Annotated in this window: 17 protein-coding genes; 8 read left to right on the top strand and 9 right to left on the bottom strand. The window is 54.7% G+C overall.

Annotation, left to right across the window (positions count from 1 at the left end; translation table 11 throughout):
* Nucleotides 1–297: 297 nt before the first annotated feature.
* Nucleotides 298–864 (bottom strand): D-glycero-beta-D-manno-heptose 1,7-bisphosphate 7-phosphatase, encoded by a 567-nt coding sequence (gene gmhB, locus FU672_RS13090; protein WP_032642465.1) that lies wholly within the window; start codon nucleotides 862–864, stop codon nucleotides 298–300.
* 188 nt (nucleotides 865–1,052) lie between these two features.
* Here gmhB and metN point away from each other — a divergent pair, with 188 nt between their 5' ends.
* The 6 genes from metN (at nucleotide 1,053) to proS (ending at nucleotide 6,632) form a co-directional block, all read left to right on the top strand.
* On the top strand, nucleotides 1,053–2,084 hold the full coding sequence (gene metN, locus FU672_RS13095) for a methionine ABC transporter ATP-binding protein MetN (RefSeq protein ID WP_023334590.1): 1,032 nt from the start codon (nucleotides 1,053–1,055) through the stop codon (nucleotides 2,082–2,084).
* Complete coding sequence (locus FU672_RS13100) at nucleotides 2,077–2,730, top strand: methionine ABC transporter permease MetI (RefSeq protein WP_014168730.1); 654 nt, start codon at nucleotides 2,077–2,079, stop codon at nucleotides 2,728–2,730. The genes metN and FU672_RS13100 overlap by 8 nt, the downstream gene beginning before the upstream one ends.
* A gap of 40 nt (nucleotides 2,731–2,770) precedes the next feature.
* Entirely contained in the window at nucleotides 2,771–3,586 is an 816-nt protein-coding gene (gene metQ, locus FU672_RS13105) for a methionine ABC transporter substrate-binding lipoprotein MetQ (protein WP_014168729.1), read from the top strand.
* A gap of 106 nt (nucleotides 3,587–3,692) precedes the next feature.
* Complete coding sequence (gene rcsF, locus FU672_RS13110; protein WP_008501883.1) at nucleotides 3,693–4,097, top strand: envelope stress sensor lipoprotein RcsF; 405 nt, start codon at nucleotides 3,693–3,695, stop codon at nucleotides 4,095–4,097.
* Nucleotides 4,094–4,801 (top strand): tRNA (N6-threonylcarbamoyladenosine(37)-N6)-methyltransferase TrmO, encoded by a 708-nt coding sequence (gene tsaA, locus FU672_RS13115; RefSeq protein WP_148243561.1) that lies wholly within the window; start codon nucleotides 4,094–4,096, stop codon nucleotides 4,799–4,801. Before rcsF ends, tsaA begins: the two co-directional genes overlap by 4 nt.
* A 112-nt stretch (nucleotides 4,802–4,913) precedes the next feature.
* Complete coding sequence (gene proS / locus FU672_RS13120; protein ID WP_148243562.1) at nucleotides 4,914–6,632, top strand: proline--tRNA ligase; 1,719 nt, start codon at nucleotides 4,914–4,916, stop codon at nucleotides 6,630–6,632.
* 47 nt (nucleotides 6,633–6,679) lie between these two features.
* Here proS and nlpE read toward each other — a convergent pair whose 3' ends face one another.
* Genes nlpE through FU672_RS13135 form a run of 3 tightly spaced genes read right to left on the bottom strand, consistent with a single transcriptional unit; the run spans nucleotide 6,680 to nucleotide 8,377 of the window.
* Complete coding sequence (gene nlpE, locus FU672_RS13125) at nucleotides 6,680–7,378, bottom strand: envelope stress response activation lipoprotein NlpE (RefSeq protein ID WP_148243563.1); 699 nt, start codon at nucleotides 7,376–7,378, stop codon at nucleotides 6,680–6,682.
* Between the two features lie 34 nt (nucleotides 7,379–7,412).
* A complete protein-coding gene (gene arfB / locus FU672_RS13130) occupies nucleotides 7,413–7,835 on the bottom strand; it encodes an alternative ribosome rescue aminoacyl-tRNA hydrolase ArfB (protein WP_148243738.1) in 423 nt (140 codons plus the stop codon).
* Complete coding sequence (locus FU672_RS13135; RefSeq protein WP_148243564.1) at nucleotides 7,832–8,377, bottom strand: YaeQ family protein; 546 nt, start codon at nucleotides 8,375–8,377, stop codon at nucleotides 7,832–7,834. Before FU672_RS13135 ends, arfB begins: the two co-directional genes overlap by 4 nt.
* A 196-nt stretch (nucleotides 8,378–8,573) precedes the next feature.
* On the opposite strand from FU672_RS13135, the gene FU672_RS13140 reads away from it, so the two are divergent.
* Nucleotides 8,574–8,774, top strand: a complete 201-nt coding sequence (locus FU672_RS13140) for a YaeP family protein (RefSeq protein WP_008501889.1) — start codon at nucleotides 8,574–8,576, stop codon at nucleotides 8,772–8,774.
* The gene (gene rof / locus FU672_RS13145; RefSeq protein WP_008501890.1) at nucleotides 8,761–9,021 is read left to right on the top strand and encodes a Rho-binding antiterminator; all 261 of its coding nucleotides are present in this window, start codon (nucleotides 8,761–8,763) and stop codon (nucleotides 9,019–9,021) included. The genes FU672_RS13140 and rof overlap by 14 nt, the downstream gene beginning before the upstream one ends.
* A gap of 28 nt (nucleotides 9,022–9,049) precedes the next feature.
* On the opposite strand, the gene tilS is transcribed toward rof, so the two are convergent.
* The 5 genes from tilS to dnaE form a co-directional block, all read right to left on the bottom strand.
* A complete protein-coding gene (tilS, locus tag FU672_RS13150) occupies nucleotides 9,050–10,339 on the bottom strand; it encodes a tRNA lysidine(34) synthetase TilS (protein WP_148243565.1) in 1,290 nt (429 codons plus the stop codon).
* Nucleotides 10,340–10,397: 58 nt separating this feature from the next.
* The gene (locus FU672_RS13155) at nucleotides 10,398–10,787 is read right to left on the bottom strand and encodes a VOC family protein (protein ID WP_023293230.1); all 390 of its coding nucleotides are present in this window, start codon (nucleotides 10,785–10,787) and stop codon (nucleotides 10,398–10,400) included.
* A 65-nt stretch (nucleotides 10,788–10,852) separates the two neighbouring features.
* Entirely contained in the window at nucleotides 10,853–12,985 is a 2,133-nt protein-coding gene (locus FU672_RS13160; RefSeq protein ID WP_148243566.1) for a lysine decarboxylase LdcC, read from the bottom strand.
* Nucleotides 12,986–13,085: 100 nt separating this feature from the next.
* Nucleotides 13,086–14,045 (bottom strand): acetyl-CoA carboxylase carboxyl transferase subunit alpha, encoded by a 960-nt coding sequence (gene accA / locus FU672_RS13165; protein WP_023310466.1) that lies wholly within the window; start codon nucleotides 14,043–14,045, stop codon nucleotides 13,086–13,088.
* 12 nt (nucleotides 14,046–14,057) lie between these two features.
* Nucleotides 14,058–17,540: a DNA polymerase III subunit alpha gene (dnaE, locus tag FU672_RS13170; protein WP_148243567.1), complete on the bottom strand. Its 3,483-nt coding sequence runs from the start codon at nucleotides 17,538–17,540 to the stop codon at nucleotides 14,058–14,060.
* Between the last annotated feature and the right edge of the window lie 16 nt (nucleotides 17,541–17,556).

Below are 17,556 nucleotides of genomic sequence, written 5' to 3' on the forward strand. Positions count from 1 at the left end.
TTGTCCGTAGACATTAAGAATCCATGTCACTTTGAGTGCCCACACAGATTGTCTGATAAATTGTTAAAGAGCAGTGCAACGCGGCTTTCGCTCACCGTTGCGAGGTGGCGTATATTACGCTTTCCTCTTTCAGAGTCAACCCGTTATTTCAGGATTTTTTCTCTTCAACCGACCGGGTTGTTTGTGAAGTGATTCACATCCGCCGTGTCGATGGAGGCGCATTATAGGGGGCCGCCGAGGAATGACAAGCGGAAAAATGCATTTTTATTTCAACCGCTCATCTTTTCACCAAAAAGGCTATTTTTGGTGCTTTTTAATCTCTTTTGGCAGATCGGCCAGACTATTAATCACCCAATCCGCTGCACTTTCTGCTTCTGGCGTCACGGGCTTACCGGTGCGCACTAATATTTTGGTCCCTACGCCAGCCGCCGCCGCTGCCTGCATGTCTTCCAGTTTGTCGCCCACCATATAAGAAGCGGCCATATCAATGTGCAGGAACTCCTGCGCAGAGATAAACATCCCCGGATGCGGCTTACGGCAATCACAGGTCTGGCGATACTCTTCTACTGTTCCCTGTGGGTGATGCGGACAATAGTAGATGCCATCGAGATCCACACCGCGGTCGGCCAACGACCAGTCCATCCATTCTGTCAGCGTCTCGAACTGCGCTTCGGTGAATTTACCGCGTGCAATACCAGACTGGTTCGTCACGACCACCAGCGCATAACCCATCTCTTTCAGCTGGCGCATGGCATCAATTGCGCCCTCGATAAACTCGAACTCATCAATCTCATGGACGTAACCATGATCCACATTAATAGTGCCATCACGATCGAGAAAAATTGCGGGTACTGATTTTGCCACCGGTTTGCTCCTGAAAAAGGCGTGTTCAGCTAGTATCTCATGAATCGCAGCGCAATAAAGTGCTCATCGTACAGAGTTGGATTGATTTAGACGTCTGGATGCCTTAACATCCGTTTTGTTTACGGTCATCACCCGTATCTGGCAGAAGAAAATGCCACGGCTAACTTACATACGATAAAAATAATCTAATGATTAAACTTTCCAATATCACCAAAGTGTTCCAGCAGGGGAACCGAACCATTCAGGCGCTGAACAACGTCAGCCTGCATGTTCCTGCTGGTCAAATTTATGGCGTCATTGGCGCATCGGGTGCAGGTAAAAGCACGCTGATTCGTTGTGTTAACCTGCTTGAGCGCCCAACCCAGGGCAGCGTAGAAGTTGGCGGCCAGGAACTTACCGCCCTCTCAGAGAAAGAACTCACCAAAGCGCGTCGCCAGATTGGCATGATCTTCCAGCACTTTAACCTGCTGGCCTCGCGCACCGTGTTCGGCAACGTTGCCTTGCCGCTTGAACTGGATAACACGCCGAAAGAAGAAGTGAAGCGTCGCGTCACCGAGCTGCTCGACCTCGTAGGTCTGGGCGACAAACATGATAGCTACCCGGCAAATCTGTCTGGTGGGCAAAAACAGCGTGTGGCCATTGCCCGCGCGCTGGCAAGCAATCCTAAGGTACTGCTGTGTGATGAAGCCACCAGCGCACTGGATCCGGCAACCACGCGTTCGATTCTGGAACTGCTGAAAGACATTAACCGTCGCCTGGGTCTGACGATCCTCCTTATTACGCACGAGATGGATGTGGTGAAACGCATCTGCGACTGCGTGGCGGTCATCAGCAACGGTGAACTGATCGAGCAGGACACGGTAAGTGAAGTGTTCTCGCATCCGAAGACGCCGCTGGCACAGCAGTTCATCCAGTCCACACTGCATCTGGATATTCCGGAAGACTATCTGGAGCGTTTGAAAACCGAACCAACGGCAGACAGCGTCCCGATGCTGCGCATGGAGTTCACCGGTCAGTCCGTTGACGCTCCCCTGCTTTCCGAAACCGCGCGTCGCTTTAACGTGAACAACAACATCATCAGCGCGCAGATGGATTACGCCGGTGGCGTGAAGTTCGGCATCATGCTGACAGAAATGCACGGCACACAAGAAGAAACCCAGGCCGCGATTGCCTGGCTGCAAGAACACCACGTAAAAGTAGAGGTACTGGGTTATGTCTGAGCCGATGATGTGGCTGCTGGTTCGCGGCGTTTGGGAAACGCTGGCAATGACCTTTGTCTCTGGCTTCTTTGGTTTTGTGATTGGCCTGCCGGTCGGCGTATTGCTGTACGTGACACGTCCGGGTCAAATCATTGAGAACGCGAAACTGTACCGAACGCTCTCTGCGCTGGTGAACATCTTCCGTTCTATCCCGTTCATTATTCTGCTGGTGTGGATGATTCCGTTTACCCGCGTGATCGTCGGAACGTCTATCGGACTGCAGGCGGCCATTGTTCCGCTGACCGTTGGGGCTGCGCCGTTTATCGCCCGTATGGTGGAAAACGCCCTGCTGGAAATTCCAACCGGTTTGATCGAAGCCTCGCGCGCGATGGGTGCAACACCGATGCAGATCGTCCGCAAAGTCCTGCTCCCGGAAGCACTGCCTGGCCTGGTGAACGCGGCAACCATCACGCTCATCACGCTGGTCGGTTATTCCGCAATGGGTGGTGCTGTTGGCGCTGGCGGTTTAGGTCAGATTGGTTACCAGTACGGCTATATTGGATATAACGCTACCGTGATGAATACCGTTCTGGTATTGCTGGTTGTTCTGGTTTATTTAATCCAGTTCTCTGGCGATCGCATCGTCCGGACCGTTACTCACAAATAACGTTACACACAACACAAACTCTACGAGTTAAGGATAAAACATGGCGTTTAAATTAAAGACCTTTGCAGCAGTAGGCGCGCTGATCGGCTCTCTGGCACTGGTGGGATGCGGTCAGGACGAGAAAGATCCAAACCACATTAAAGTGGGCGTTATCGTGGGTGCAGAACAACAGGTTGCTGAAGTTGCTCAGAAAGTGGCAAAAGAGAAGTATGGCCTGGACGTTGAGCTGGTGACCTTCAACGATTACGTTCTGCCGAACGAAGCGCTGAGCAAAGGCGATATCGACGCTAACGCCTTCCAGCATAAGCCATATCTGGATCAGCAAATCAAAGATCGCGGCTATAAACTGGTGGGTGTCGGGAACACCTTCGTTTATCCAATTGCCGGTTACTCTAAGAAAATTAAATCGTTGGACGAACTGCAGCCGGGCTCTCAGGTTGCCGTGCCTAACGACCCAACCAACCTTGGTCGTTCCCTGCTGCTGCTGCAGAAAGTGGGCCTGATCAAACTGAAAGACGGTGTTGGCCTGCTGCCAACCGTTCTGGATGTCACCGAAAACCCGAAAAATCTGAAAATTGTTGAACTGGAAGCACCGCAGCTGCCACGTTCTCTGGACGATGCGCAGATTGCCCTGGCCGTGATCAACACCACTTACGCCAGCCAGATCGGCCTGACACCAGCCAAAGACGGTATCTTCGTTGAAGATAAAGACTCCCCGTACGTTAACCTGATCGTGACTCGCGAAGACAACAAAGACGCGGAAAACGTGAAGAAATTCGTTCAGGCTTATCAGTCTGATGAAGTTTACCAGGAAGCCAACAAAGTGTTTAACGGCGGCGCTGTTAAAGGCTGGTAATCTCACCTCAGTGTAATATCATCAGGACGGGCTTATGCCCGTCTTGTCATTTGTGCAGTCTACTGATTCAATATCTGACGTTTTGATTATCCATTGAGGAAATATTATGCGTGCTTTACCGATCTGTCTTTTAGCACTCATGCTGAGCGGCTGTTCTATGCTAAGCAGATCTCCCGTTGAACCTGTTCAAAGCACGGCAACCCCGCCAAAAACCGAGCCTGCGAAACCGAAAGTGGTTCGCCCTGCGCCGGTTCGCATTATCACGAAAGCAGACGAACTCGTCGGTAAACCGTTCCGTGAACTGGGCGAAGTGAGTGGCGAATCCTGCCAGGCGACCAATCAGGACTCACCACCGAATATTCCGACAGCGCGTAAACGTATGCAGATTAATGCCGCAAAAATGAAAGCCAACGCGGTCCTGCTGCACAGCTGTGAAGTTACCAGCGGCACGCCGGGCTGCTACCGTCAGGCGGTTTGCATCGGTTCTGCGCTGAACATCACGGCAAAATGAGTGCATTTCAGTTCGAGCAGATAGGCGTTATCCACTCTCCTTATAAAGAGAAGTTCGCCGTCCCCCGTCAGCCCGGTCTTGTGACCAGCGGAAGCGGTGAGCTTCACCTGATTGCGCCTTACAATCAGGCGGATGCGGTACGCGGGCTCGAGGCTTTCAGCCATTTATGGGTGGTCTTCGTGTTTCACCAGACGATGGAAGGCGGCTGGCGTCCGACCGTGCGTCCTCCTCGTCTTGGCGGAAATGCGAGAATGGGCGTGTTTGCGACTCGCTCGACCTTCCGCCCTAACCCGGTTGGAATGTCGCTGGTTGAACTGAAAGGTATACGTTGCCAGAAAGATCAGGTGATACTGGAGTTAGGTAGCCTGGACCTGGTAGACGGCACGCCGGTAATCGACATCAAACCCTATTTGCCCTTCGCCGAAGCCCTCCCGGACGCTCGCGCAAGTTATGCTCAGGACGCACCGCAGGCGGACATGCCTGTTTATTTTACGCCGGAGATAACCGCGCAGCTCGGTCAACTGGAGAAGCGCTATCCTCGCTTACGGGATTTCATCATTGAAGTTCTGGCACAGGACCCTCGTCCGGCCTACCGTAAAGAAGAGGAAGCAGGAAAAACGTACGCCGTCTGGCTGCTGGATTTTGACGTTCGCTGGCGCGTTACCGGGGCAGGTTTTGAAGTGTTTGCCCTTGAACCCAGGTAATTTTGTTCTCCTCTCTTTTGGCATCTTTGCCACACTGGTAAACTAAACCACTTTTTTTGTGTCAGGCTGGTGTTTCAGCCTGTTCCAATCGTCGAAATGGAACCGTAACAACATGCGTACTAGCCAATATCTGCTCTCCACTCTGAAGGAGACGCCTGCCGACGCCGAAGTGATCAGCCATCAGCTGATGCTGCGCGCCGGGATGATCCGCAAGCTGGCCTCCGGGTTATATACCTGGCTGCCGACCGGCGTGCGCGTCCTGAAAAAAGTCGAAAACATCGTGCGTGAAGAGATGAACAACGCCGGTGCTATCGAGGTGTCCATGCCTGTGGTTCAGCCCGCTGACCTGTGGCAGGAGAGTGGCCGTTGGGAACAGTATGGTCCTGAACTGCTGCGCTTCGTCGATCGCGGCGAGCGTCCGTTCGTTCTCGGCCCAACGCATGAAGAAGTCATTACCGACCTGATTCGTAATGAGCTGAGCTCTTACAAACAGCTGCCGCTGAACTTCTTCCAGATCCAGACCAAGTTCCGTGACGAAGTTCGCCCACGTTTCGGCGTCATGCGCTCTCGCGAATTCCTGATGAAAGATGCCTACTCTTTCCATACCTCTCAGGAATCACTGCAAGAGACTTACGACGCAATGTACGCGGCATACAGCAAAATCTTCTCCCGCATGGGTCTGGATTTCCGTGCTGTGCAGGCTGATACCGGCTCCATCGGCGGTAGCGCATCCCATGAGTTCCAGGTACTGGCACAGAGCGGTGAAGACGATGTGATCTTCTCTGACTCTTCAGACTACGCGGCGAACATCGAATTTGCAGAAGCGCTGGCACCAAAAGAACCACGAGGCGCGGCAACGCAAGAGATGACGCTGGTTGACACGCCAAACGCGAAAACCATCGCCGAGCTGGTTGAGCAGTTCAATCTGCCAGTCGAAAAAACCGTTAAAACGCTGCTGGTGAAATCCACCGAAGGTAGCGCTTACCCGCTGGTTGCCCTGCTGGTGCGTGGCGATCACGAGCTGAACGAAGTGAAAGCTGAGAAGCTGCCGCAGGTAGCCAGCCCGCTGACGTTCGCAACGGAAGCGGAAATTCGCGCCGTGGTGAATGCGGGTCCAGGTTCTCTCGGTCCGGTCAATATGCCGGTGCCGGTTGTTATTGACCGCACGGTTGCTGCAATGAGCGACTTCTCTGCAGGTGCGAACATCGACGATAAACATTACTTCGGCATCAACTGGGATCGCGACGTGGCGACGCCGGAAGTAGCTGACATCCGTAACGTGGTTGCAGGCGATCCAAGCCCGGACGGCCAGGGTACCCTGATGATTAAGCGCGGCATCGAAGTCGGTCACATCTTCCAGTTGGGTGATAAATACTCTCGTGCGCTGAACGCCGCTGTTCAGGGTGAAGATGGCCGTAACCAGATCCTGACCATGGGTTGCTACGGTATCGGGGTGACGCGCGTGGTGGCTGCGGCAATTGAGCAGAACTACGACGAGCGTGGCATCGTCTGGCCGGACAACATCGCGCCGTTCCAGGTGGCTATTCTGCCAATGAATATGCACAAGTCTTACCGCGTGCAGGAGCTGGCCGAGAAGCTGTATGCCGAGCTGCGCGCTCAGGGTATCGAAGTACTGATGGATGACCGTAAAGAGCGTCCAGGCGTGATGTTCGCCGATATGGAACTGATCGGTATCCCGCACACCGTCGTCATCGGCGACCGTAACCTCGACAGCGATGAGATTGAATACAAATACCGTCGCAGCGGCGAAAAACAGATGATCAAGACCGGCGACATTCTTGATTACCTGGTGAAAGCCATCAAAGGCTAAACAAAAAACCCCGCTCAGGCGGGGTTTTTTAATGGCTCAACGTCAGCTTATTTACTGTTACAGTCTTTACCCGCGACAAACTTCGCGTCTTTATCTGCCACCAGCGTTTTCACCATCTCTCCGCTATCCGGGTTTGGCTCCAGCGTAAAGTGACCGTCAACCGTCAGTAATACCGGCTTGCTGTCATTGCCGCGTGCCACAGCGTAATCACGTTCAAGCTGCGCATTGTTTGCCACGCTGACCTTCCTGCCGGTTGCGCAGTCGGTAAAGATCGCCGCATCCGCCATATAGAAGTACATCCCCCGCATTGCCATCGGCGTTGCAGGCAGGGCCGCTTTCACCGGTGCCAGCGTGTAGTTGAACTGGGACTGAATAGGGTTACCTTCGCGGTCGAGCATCTCCATGCTGTCACCTTTAGGGCGGAACCAGGTTTTCTCCCCGGAGGTATCCGTCAGGACCAGCTTCTCCGCCGTACGCGCCCATGTTCCATAAGTCGCAAAAGAAGAAGGCTCTTTAGCACCCTGATAGCGCTGATTCATCACCCAGGTGCCATCTTTTTGCAGGAACAGAGACGTTTCAATACCTTCGCAGTCCGCGCAAGGCAGTACGCCGCGCCAGCTTTGCTGCATTGGTTTTAATTCTTCCGTTTGCGTGGGTTGTAAAACCTGCGTTTCGGAGCGGTTGTTACACCCGAAAAGCGCAAACAGCGTACTCACTGCCAGCGCTGACCATAATGCTTTTTTCACAATGAATTCCTTATGAAAAGTGTGTTCCCTTTCGTCACTCTGTCGGGCGACGAACTTTACCGCGTAGTGCTTTCACTGTGGATTTTTGGGACTTCGAGGACAACCGACGCTCTTTCGATGCGCGGGTTGGCCGTGTTGCCCGGCGGCTTTTTTGTACTGCCGTTAACTCGCTGATGACTGCTACCAGCCTGGCTATCGCCGCTTCCCGGTTGAGTTCCTGGCTGCGGTATTCCTGGGCTTTGATCACCATCACGCCATCGCTGGTGATCAGGTGATGGCTGGCGGCAAGCAGGCTTTCTTTATAATACTCTGGCAGGCTTGAGGCCCGAATGTCAAAACGCAAATGGATAGCCGTCGACGCCTTGTTGACGTGCTGCCCACCTGCCCCCTGCGCACGGATGGCGGTGATTTCCAGCTCGTTGTCAGGAATGCTGACGTTTCGGGACAAGACGATCATGACGCGGGTTGCCACGCCGTTAAATGAATTTCCAGATTATTCTGAGAATCAGAGAGCCAGATGGCGCCATCCTGAATCGTCGCCTGCAAAACCATGGTCCGGCTGGCAAACTCGCTCAACTGGGCCAGTTGCTCATCATCCAGATACCAGACCGTGAGATGTTTAAACTGTCCGCACTTGCTCTTATTTTGCTGCCACCAAATCTCCGCAGCGCGCTGATTATACGCGAATAAGGCCACTTCAGCGGACTGGGTACAGGCCTTCTTAATTCTGCGCTCGTCCGGCAGTCCGAGTTCGATCCACAAATCGATACCCAGATGATCGTTGCGCAGCCAGGCTTCAGGCTCGTCTTCCGCGCTTAACCCACGGGTAAAATGCAGACGCTCGTCAGCATACTTAATCCACGCCAGCAGGCGCAGCATCATGCGCTCCTGGGTTTCGGAGGGGTGGCGTGCCAGAGTCAGCGACGCGTCCAGGAACTGGTTGCGATCCAGATCGGCCACATTGACCACTGCTTTATAAATTGTCGCTTTCAGCGCCATGAGAGAACTCCATTCGAATCAGGTGCACATTGTAGCGAAAACCGCGGCAAAAGGCTGTTACAGGGTGTTAAATACACCGCTATCAAGGCTCTGATATTGCTTAAATGAGTATGGTATAGTCACCTTGCTAAACCGAGTTTATCTTCGTAGGCTTAATGATATCTCACAGTAAGTCAGTGCGCTGGCGGGAGGGGATGTGAATAATTATTGTGAGTTAATTCGCAAACGGTATGCGGAAATCGCCAGCGGAGATCTGGGGTATGTCCCGGACGCGTTGGGCTGTGTATTGAAGGTGCTTAATGAAGTGGCCTCTGATGAGAGCCTTTCAGAGTCGGTCAGGGAAAAAGCAGCGTATGCTGCGGCGAATTTACTGGTGAGCGATTATGTCGATGAATGATACTTATCAACCCATCAATTGTGATGACTATGACAACCTCGAACTCGCCTGCCAGCATCATTTATTACTGACGCTGGAGCTAAAAGATGGCGAAGTGTTGAAGGCGAAAGCCAGCGATCTGGTTTCACGTAAAAATGTGGAATACCTGATAGTGGAAGATGCCGGTGCGACGCGTGAGCTGCGTCTGGACAAAATAGCCAGCTTCAGCCACCCGCAAATCGGCACCGTGGTTGTGAGCGAATCCTGATGACACTAACGGGCAGCCAGGCTGCCCGTTACGCTTTCTGCCACTCAAAACAGACACCCTCTTCTGACCACCCCTCTTCCGTGATGAACACCCCTGCCGCAGCGATAAGCGTTTCACCGTAGAACAGTAGCGGCGTGGTGTCACGCAGCCACGGCGGCACGTTACACTCCTGCCATATTTTCTTCAGCTTCCTTCCCCCGTTGCGCCCGACGATATGCAGCATGCCGCCGGCCTTAAAGCGCACGGTGACCGGTTCACCGGGCTTCGGCAGCCGCACATGACCAGACGGCAGGAGGGAGACGCGTCCTGCTTCACAGGGCAATACCAGCGGTGCGTCAGGAGAAAGCCAGTCGAGCACCACATCGGTCATTGAGGGCGTGGATTTTATCCACCAGAGTTCCCCTTTATAGCGCCTAACCTCAAAACCGTTCAGGTGGACGCACGGTGAAGCATCATCCCGCGCCAGTGCGACTTCGTCCCAGATACGGCTCAGCATTGTCCGCGACGGCATCGCGGCGTGATGAAAGGCCAGCCAGCGTCGTAACAGCGCGGCGCGACGTACCGGGCTCATCGCTATCATCGGCGCGATCGCCAACGCCCCGTCGGCAGAAATGAGTCCAGCCAGCTCGTCGCTCAACAGCTCATCCAGCAACGATTCCTGTTCGGCGCACAACATGGCGCTTCTTGCCGTCGCGTCGGCGAAATGCGGCCAGCGCTCGCCTAAAAGCGGGAGGATGCGCAGACGCAGGAAGTTACGATCATAGCCGTCATCCTGGTTACTCTCATCCTCAATCCAGTTCAGCTGATGTTCTCGCGCCCAGGCTTCCAGTGAGGCACGCGTCTCGCCAAGCAGCGGACGCAGTAACGTAGTGCCGGCAAATTCAGAACGCGCCGGCATGGCAGAAAGCCCCGCCGGCCCGCTGCCTCGCTTAAGCGCCAGCAGAAAGGTTTCACACTGGTCATCCAGATGCTGGGCCGTGACCAGCGCTTCGCCAGTACGTAATGCCCCGGCAAATGCGGCATAGCGGGCTTTACGCGCCTGCGCCTCGATGCCCTGACCTTCCTCCGCAAGCGTGACGCGCTCAACGATGAGCGGGATCGCCCAGGCCGCACACAAGGCTTCACAGTGCGCCACCCACTCCTCTGCGTGAGGACTTAATCCGTGGTGGATGTGTATAGCCCGAAGCTGGACGTCAGGTTCCCGATCGCGCCAAAGCTTAAGGTGATGTAGCAGAACGGTGGAATCCAGGCCACCGCTAAACCCCACCAGCAGCTGGCGGTACGGTGAAACGGCTTGTGCGATAGCGGGTAAGGTCATAGGAGATTACACATAAAAAATGCCCGAACTGAGCGGGCATTATCACACAGGACAACCATTACTGCTGATAAAGCTCCAGCGGCAAACCGTCCGGGTCGTTGAAAAAGGTAAAGCGCTTGTCGGTGAACGGATCGACGCGTATCGCTTCGCACGTCACGCCGTGCGCTTCCAGATGTTTGACGGCGCTATCCAGGTCATCGACGCTGAAGGCAAGATGACGCAGGCCACAGGCTTCCGGGCGGGACGGACGCGCAGGCGGAAAAGGAAAAGAGAACAGCTCAATCACATATTGCCCGTTTAACGCCAGGTCGCCCTTCCAGGAATCGCGCTCCTCGCGGTAGGCCTCGCTCAACAGCGTAAAGCCCAGGATGTCGCAGTAGAAGGCCTTACTTTTCGCGTAATCGGTCGCAATGATCGCAATATGATGAACCTGTTTTAAACCCAGCATAGCTTCTCCTTTTTATGATGCCTGAACGTTACAACCGAAAACCCGCGCCTGGCAAGCGGTCACCTTTATTTTAGGACTCGCACCCAGTAAACGCCGTTCTCGTCGCGCTTCGCACCGTGGATATCCGTCTCAAAACCGGGATAGTGGCGGCCGACAGAACAGAGCATCAGCAGGAAATCGAGCACGGCCCGACTCTCTTCGGTAATCATCTCTCCCGGCATCAGGAGCGGAACGCCTGGCGGGTAAGGCAGGATCATGTTAGCCGATATGCGTCCGACCAGATTTTCCAGCTCGACGGTTTCGACCTCCCCTTTCACCTGGCGCTGCCATGCCTTGTGCGGAGTAAACTTCATCTCCGGTAATACATCGAATGCCTGGAGCATCAGACGCGGCAGATCGTGCTGACGAATCAGCCTGTGGATCCCCTGAGCCAGATCCTGAATGCGCATATTACGATAGAAGTCAGGATCCTCCGCGTAGAGATCCGGCAGCATGTTCTTCACCCGCAGGTTGAGATCGTAGGCGCGCTTAAACTCCATCAGGCCGCGCAACAACCCCATCGCCCGGGTTTTATCGATCCCAATGCTGAACAGGAACAGCAGATTATAGGGGCCGGTTTTCTCCACCACCACGCCTCGTTCATCCAGGAATTTCGCCACCAGCGCGGCCGGAATACCTTCATCGCTCATCTTGCCCTGCTCATCCATACCCGGCGTCAGGATCGTCACTTTTACCGGGTCGAGGAACATATGGTCGCTATCGGCATCCCGGAATCCATGCCAGTCTTCGCCGGGCGAGACGGGCCAGCATTCTGCTTCATCAATCTCTTCCGGCTGCCAGATATCAAAGAACCAGCCGTCGGCTTCATCTTTTAGCCGCTGAACCTCTTTGCGAAAATGCAGCGCGCGCTCCACCGAACGGTTGATGAGACGTTTGCCCGGGTTGCCGCGCAGCATCGCCGCGGCCGTTTCAATGGAGGCCACCAGCGGATAGCTCGGTGAGGTGGTGGTGTGCATCATAAAGGCTTCGTTGAACGTGTCTTCGTCGTACTCGCCTTTGATGTGAATAAGCGAAGCCTGGGAAAACGCCGCCAGCATTTTATGCGTCGACTGCGTTTCGAAGAAGACTTTACCCGGCACGCGTTCACCGCTCATGCCGCTTTTACCTGCGTAAATCGGGTGGAAATTGGTGTACGGCACCCATGCGGAATCGAAGTGGATCGACGGCACGTCCAGCGTCTTTTTGATCCAGTTCGTGTTATACAGCAGACCGTCATAGGTTGAGTTGGTGATCACCGCATGGACAGGCCAGCTTGCGCCAGGAATTGCCGCGACCTTACTTTCAATGGCGTCATGGGTGAACTCCCGGCGCGGAATGCCGCCAAGAATACCGAGCGCGTTACGCGTGGGTGACAGCCAGAGCGGTACGACGTCGCTCATCATCAACAGGTGTGCCAGCGATTTATGGCAGTTACGGTCAATCAGCAAGGTGCTGCCAGCAGGCGCAGCGTACATCCCGACGATTTTGTTCGAGGTCGAGGTGCCGTTGGTCACCATATAGCTCTGCTCAGCGCCAAAGGTGCGGGCGATATACTCTTCGGCTTCCAGATGCGGGCCGGTGTGGTCGAGCAGAGAGCCTAATTCGGTGACTGAAATCGACACGTCCGCTTTCAGCGTATTGCCACCGAAGAAATCATAGAACAGGCAGCCCACCGGGCTTTTTTGATAAGCCGTTCCCGCCATATGACCCGGCGTACAGAAGGTATATTTGCCTTCCTTCACGTAGGTGAAGAGCGCGCGGGTAAATGGTGGCGTAATGTTATCGAGGTATTCACCCGTGTACTGCTGAATTCGGGTCGCAATATCTTCCGCCACGCCGAGGGAATATTCAAAAAACCACAGCGCCATACGCATATCATTGGCGCTGACGTCCATGGTTGAGTGGGTATTAATAAATGCATACAGCGGGAGGTATTCGTTCAGCTTGTTGATATCGCTGCACAGTTCGAGATCATATTCGTCCCAGTCGAAGATCACGCCGCAGATACGTGGGTTATGCTCGATGAACTTCAGCAGGTCGGCGCTGTTGTGCGGCCAGATTAGCTGATACCCGCGCGACTGTAGGGCTTGCTCCAGCTCCTTAATCGGCTCATCTTTATAAAAGACGCCGTGCGGCCCCATAATGGCAATGATATTCATGGGCTTCCTCCTTAAAAAACATTAGCTAAGCATAGTTAAGGTAAACGGCAGGTATAAAAAAAGCCGCAACATTGTGCGGCTTTTCAGATAATTGTGACGCTTACGCGTAACCGTAGGTCATCAGACGCTGGTAACGACGATTAAGCAGATCGTCTTTGCTCAGCACGTCCAGATCCGCGAGGTCAGCCAGCAACTGCGCTTTCAGGGAAGCCGCCATCACTTCCGGCTTACGATGCGCACCACCCAGCGGTTCCGGGATGATGGAATCGATCAGCTTAAGCTCTTTCAGGCGTGGCGCAATGATGCCCATTGCTTCTGCAGCCAGCGGCGCTTTGTCGGCGCTTTTCCACAGAATGGACGCGCAGCCTTCCGGGGAGATAACGGAATAGGTGCTGTACTGCAGCATATTCACTTTATCGCCCACGCCAATGGCCAGCGCACCACCGGAACCACCCTCACCGATCACGGTACAGATGACCGGGACCTTCAGACGAGACATCTCGCGAAGGTTGCGTGCGATAGCTTCAGACTGACCGCGCTCTTCCGCACCCACGCCAGGATATGCACCCGGGGTGTCGATGAAGGTGATGATTGGCATATTGAAACGCTCAGCCATCTCCATCAGACGCAGGGCTTTACGGTAGCCTTCTGGTGCTGGCATACCAAAGTTACGACGGATTTTCTCTTTGGTTTCACGACCTTTCTGATGACCAATGATCATCACCGGGCGTCCGTCCAGACGCGCGATACCGCCAACGATAGCTTTATCGTCAGCGTATGCGCGATCGCCTGCCAGTTCGTCAAATTCGTCAAACGCCAGGCGGACATAATCCAGGGTGTACGGACGCTGTGGATGGCGAGCCAACTGGGCCACCTGCCATGCGCCGAGATCGGCAAAGATTTTGCGCGTCAGCTCTACGCTTTTCTCGCGCAGACGATGCACTTCTTCGTCGATGTTAATATCCAGTTTTTCATCCTGACGGCTTACCGCTGTCAGAGAATCGATTTTCGCTTCCAGCTCAGCAATCGGCTGTTCGAAATCAAGGAAATTCAGACTCATAGTATTCCTGTATTAGTCAAACTCCAGTTCCACCTGCTCCGAACCAATGAGGCCACGGAGATCGTTCAGTAAACGATCGCTCGGAGAGACACGCCACGTTGCACCAAAGCGCAACCGCGCACGTGCATCCGCCCTCTGATAGTAGAGATGTACTGGAATTGTCCCCGAGCGGTGGGGTTCCAGAGACTGACGGAGTCGGTTTAAAAGCTGGTCATCAATTTGCCTGTCCGTCAGCGAGATAGCAAGCCCGCGAGCATATTTTTCCCGGGCTTCGTCAATGTCCATCACTTCGCGGGCGGTCATTTTAAGCCCCCCACTGAAGTCATCAAAGCTGACCTGTCCGCTGACGATAAGTATGCGGTCTTTTTCCAGCAATTGCTGGTATTTATCCAGCGCGTCGGTGAACAACATCACCTCCAGACGCCCGGAACGGTCATCCAACGTACAGATGCCGATACGATTGCCGCGCTTGGTGACCATAACCCTTGCAGCAATCACGAGCCCCGCAGCCGTGGTGATTTTACCACGTTCTGTCGGATGCATGTCTTTAAGCCTGTGGCCGCCGACATAGCGCTCAATTTCTTTGATGTACTGGTTGATCGGGTGCCCCGTCAGGTACAAACCTAACGTCTCACGCTCTCCATCCAGTACCACCTGTTCTGGCCACGGCTGGCAGTTGGAATAAGATTGCTCGATCTGCTCCGGCTCTTCCGCCAGCACCCCGAACATATCCGCCTGACCAATGGCTTCCGCTTTTGCATGCTGATCCGCCGCTTTCAGCGCGTCGCCGAGGGAATTCATCAGCGCGGCGCGGTGCGGCCCCAGCCTGTCAAACGCGCCGGACATGATCAGTTTTTCCAGCACGCGGCGGTTCAGTTTTTTGGTATCGGTACGGGCGCACAGATCGAACAGCTCGCGGAAATACCCGCCGTTGTTACGCGCTTCGATGATCGCCTCGATCGGCCCCTCGCCTACGCCTTTGATCGCGCCAATCCCGTAAACGATCTCTCCGTCGTCATTGACGTGGAAGTGGTAGAGTCCTGAGTTAATATCCGGCGGCAGGATCTTCAGCCCCATGCGCCAGCACTCGTCCACCAGGCCCACCACCTTCTCGGTGTTGTCCATATCGGCAGTCATTACCGCCGCCATAAATTCAGCAGGATAGTGTGCTTTCAGCCACAGCGTTTGATACGACACCAAAGCATAGGCGGCGGAGTGGGATTTGTTAAATCCGTACCCGGCGAATTTCTCCACCAGGTCAAAGATCTTAATCGCCAGTTCACCATCAACGCCGTTTTTTCTCGCGCCTTCTTCGAAAGTGCCTCGTTGCTTGGCCATCTCTTCCGGCTTTTTCTTACCCATCGCACGACGCAACATGTCCGCGCCGCCGAGGGTATAGCCGGAAAGCACCTGGGCAATCTGCATGACCTGTTCCTGATACAGGATAATGCCGTAGGTTGGCTCCAGTACCGGCTTCAGGCTTTCATGCTGCCACTGAACGTCCGGGTAAGAAATCTCTTCGCGCCCGTGCTTACGGTCGATAAAGTTATCTACCATCCCTGACTGCAGCGGGCCCGGACGGAACAGGGCGACCAGTGCGATCATATCTTCGAAGCAGTCGGGCTGCAGACGTTTGATCAGATCTTTCATGCCGCGGGATTCAAGCTGGAAGACCGCGGTGGTCTCCGAGCGCTGCAGCATGTCGAAACTTTTCTTGTCATCCAGCGGGATGGCGGCAATGTCTATCGGCTCAAGGCCCTGCTTTTCCCGGCGCGGGTTGATCATCTTCAGCGCCCAGTCGATGATCGTCAGCGTACGCAGGCCGAGGAAGTCAAACTTCACCAGCCCGGCGTATTCCACGTCGTTCTTATCAAACTGAGTAACCGGATGCTCACCCGCTTCATCGCAGTAGAGCGGCGCGAAGTCGGTAATTTTGGTCGGCGCGATAACCACGCCCCCCGCATGCTTACCGGCATTACGCGTGACGCCTTCCAGCTTGCGCGCCATGTCGATCAGCGCTTTAACTTCTTCGTCAGCTTCGTAGATTTCCGGCAGCTGAGGTTCAGCTTCAAACGCTTTTGCCAGCGTCATGCCCGGATCGGGCGGCACCAGCTTAGAAATACGATCGACAAACCCGTACGGGTGGCCCAGCACGCGGCCGACGTCACGGATAACCGCTTTCGCCGCCATCGTACCGAACGTAATAATCTGCGATACCGCGTCACGGCCGTACATATCGGCGACGTGCTCGATCACCTGGTCGCGTTTCTCCATGCAGAAGTCGACGTCAAAGTCGGGCATGGAAACACGTTCCGGGTTGAGGAAACGTTCGAACAGCAGGTCGAATTCCAGCGGATCGAGGTCGGTAATTTTAAGCGCATAGGCCACAAGCGATCCTGCACCGGAGCCACGCCCCGGTCCGACCGGTACGCCGTTATCCTTCGACCACTGGATAAACTCCATAACGATCAGGAAGTAGCCCGGGAAGCCCATCTGGTTGATCACCTGGAGTTCAATATCCAGGCGTTCATCGTACGGCGGCCGCTTCTCTTTGCGAACGGCTTCATCCGGGAACAGGAATTCCAGACGCTCTTCCAGACCCTCTTTAGATTTCACGACCAGGAAATCTTCCGTGGTCATGTCACCCGTCGGGAACTGGGGCAGGAAATATTCGCCGAGGCGGACGGTAACGTTACAGCGCCTGGCGATCTCTACGCTGTTTTCCAGCGCTTCAGGGATATCGGAGAAGAGTTCACACATCTCCTCCTCGCTGCGCATATACTGTTGAGCGGAGTAATTACGCGGTCGTTTCGGATCGTCCAGCGTGAAACCATCGTGGATCGCCACGCGAATTTCGTGAGCGTCAAAATCACCCGGTTCGAGGAACCGGACATCGTTTGTCGCGACGACGGGCAGGCCGCGCTCTTCCGCAAGTGCGACCGCGGCATGCAGATAGCTCTCTTCGTCCTGGCGACCGGTGCGGATCAACTCCAGATAATAACGATCCGGGAAATACTCTTCATAGAACGAGACGCACTGATCCACCAGCGCGCTATTGCCGCGCAGCAGGCATTTGCCGACATCCCCCATACGGCCGCCAGAGATCAGCAGCAGCCCTTCGTTCAGCTCAGCCAGCCAGTCTCTGTCGATCCACGGACCCAGCGCACCATATCCGCGCTGATAGGCTTTAGAGATAAGCAGAGTGAGATTTTGATAGCCCGTGTTGTTCATCGCCAGCACGGAGAGTTGCGTCATTTCATCGCCGATGAGATCGCTCTGCACATGAAAATCCGCCCCGACGATGGGCTTCATCCCCGCGCCGTGCGCCGTTCCGTAGAACTTCACCAGGCCACACAGGTTGGTAAAATCGGTGATCGCCAGCGCGGGCATGCCAAGGGAGGCCGCCTTTTTTACCAGCGGCCCGGTCTTCGCCAGCCCATCGATCATGGAGTAGTCGCTATGCACCCGCAGGTGTACGAAACGTGGTTCAGCCATCTTCAGATTCCGCGTT

The sequence above is a fragment of the Enterobacter asburiae genome (genome assembly GCF_008080435.1).
Lineage (GTDB): Bacteria > Pseudomonadota > Gammaproteobacteria > Enterobacterales > Enterobacteriaceae > Enterobacter > Enterobacter asburiae_C.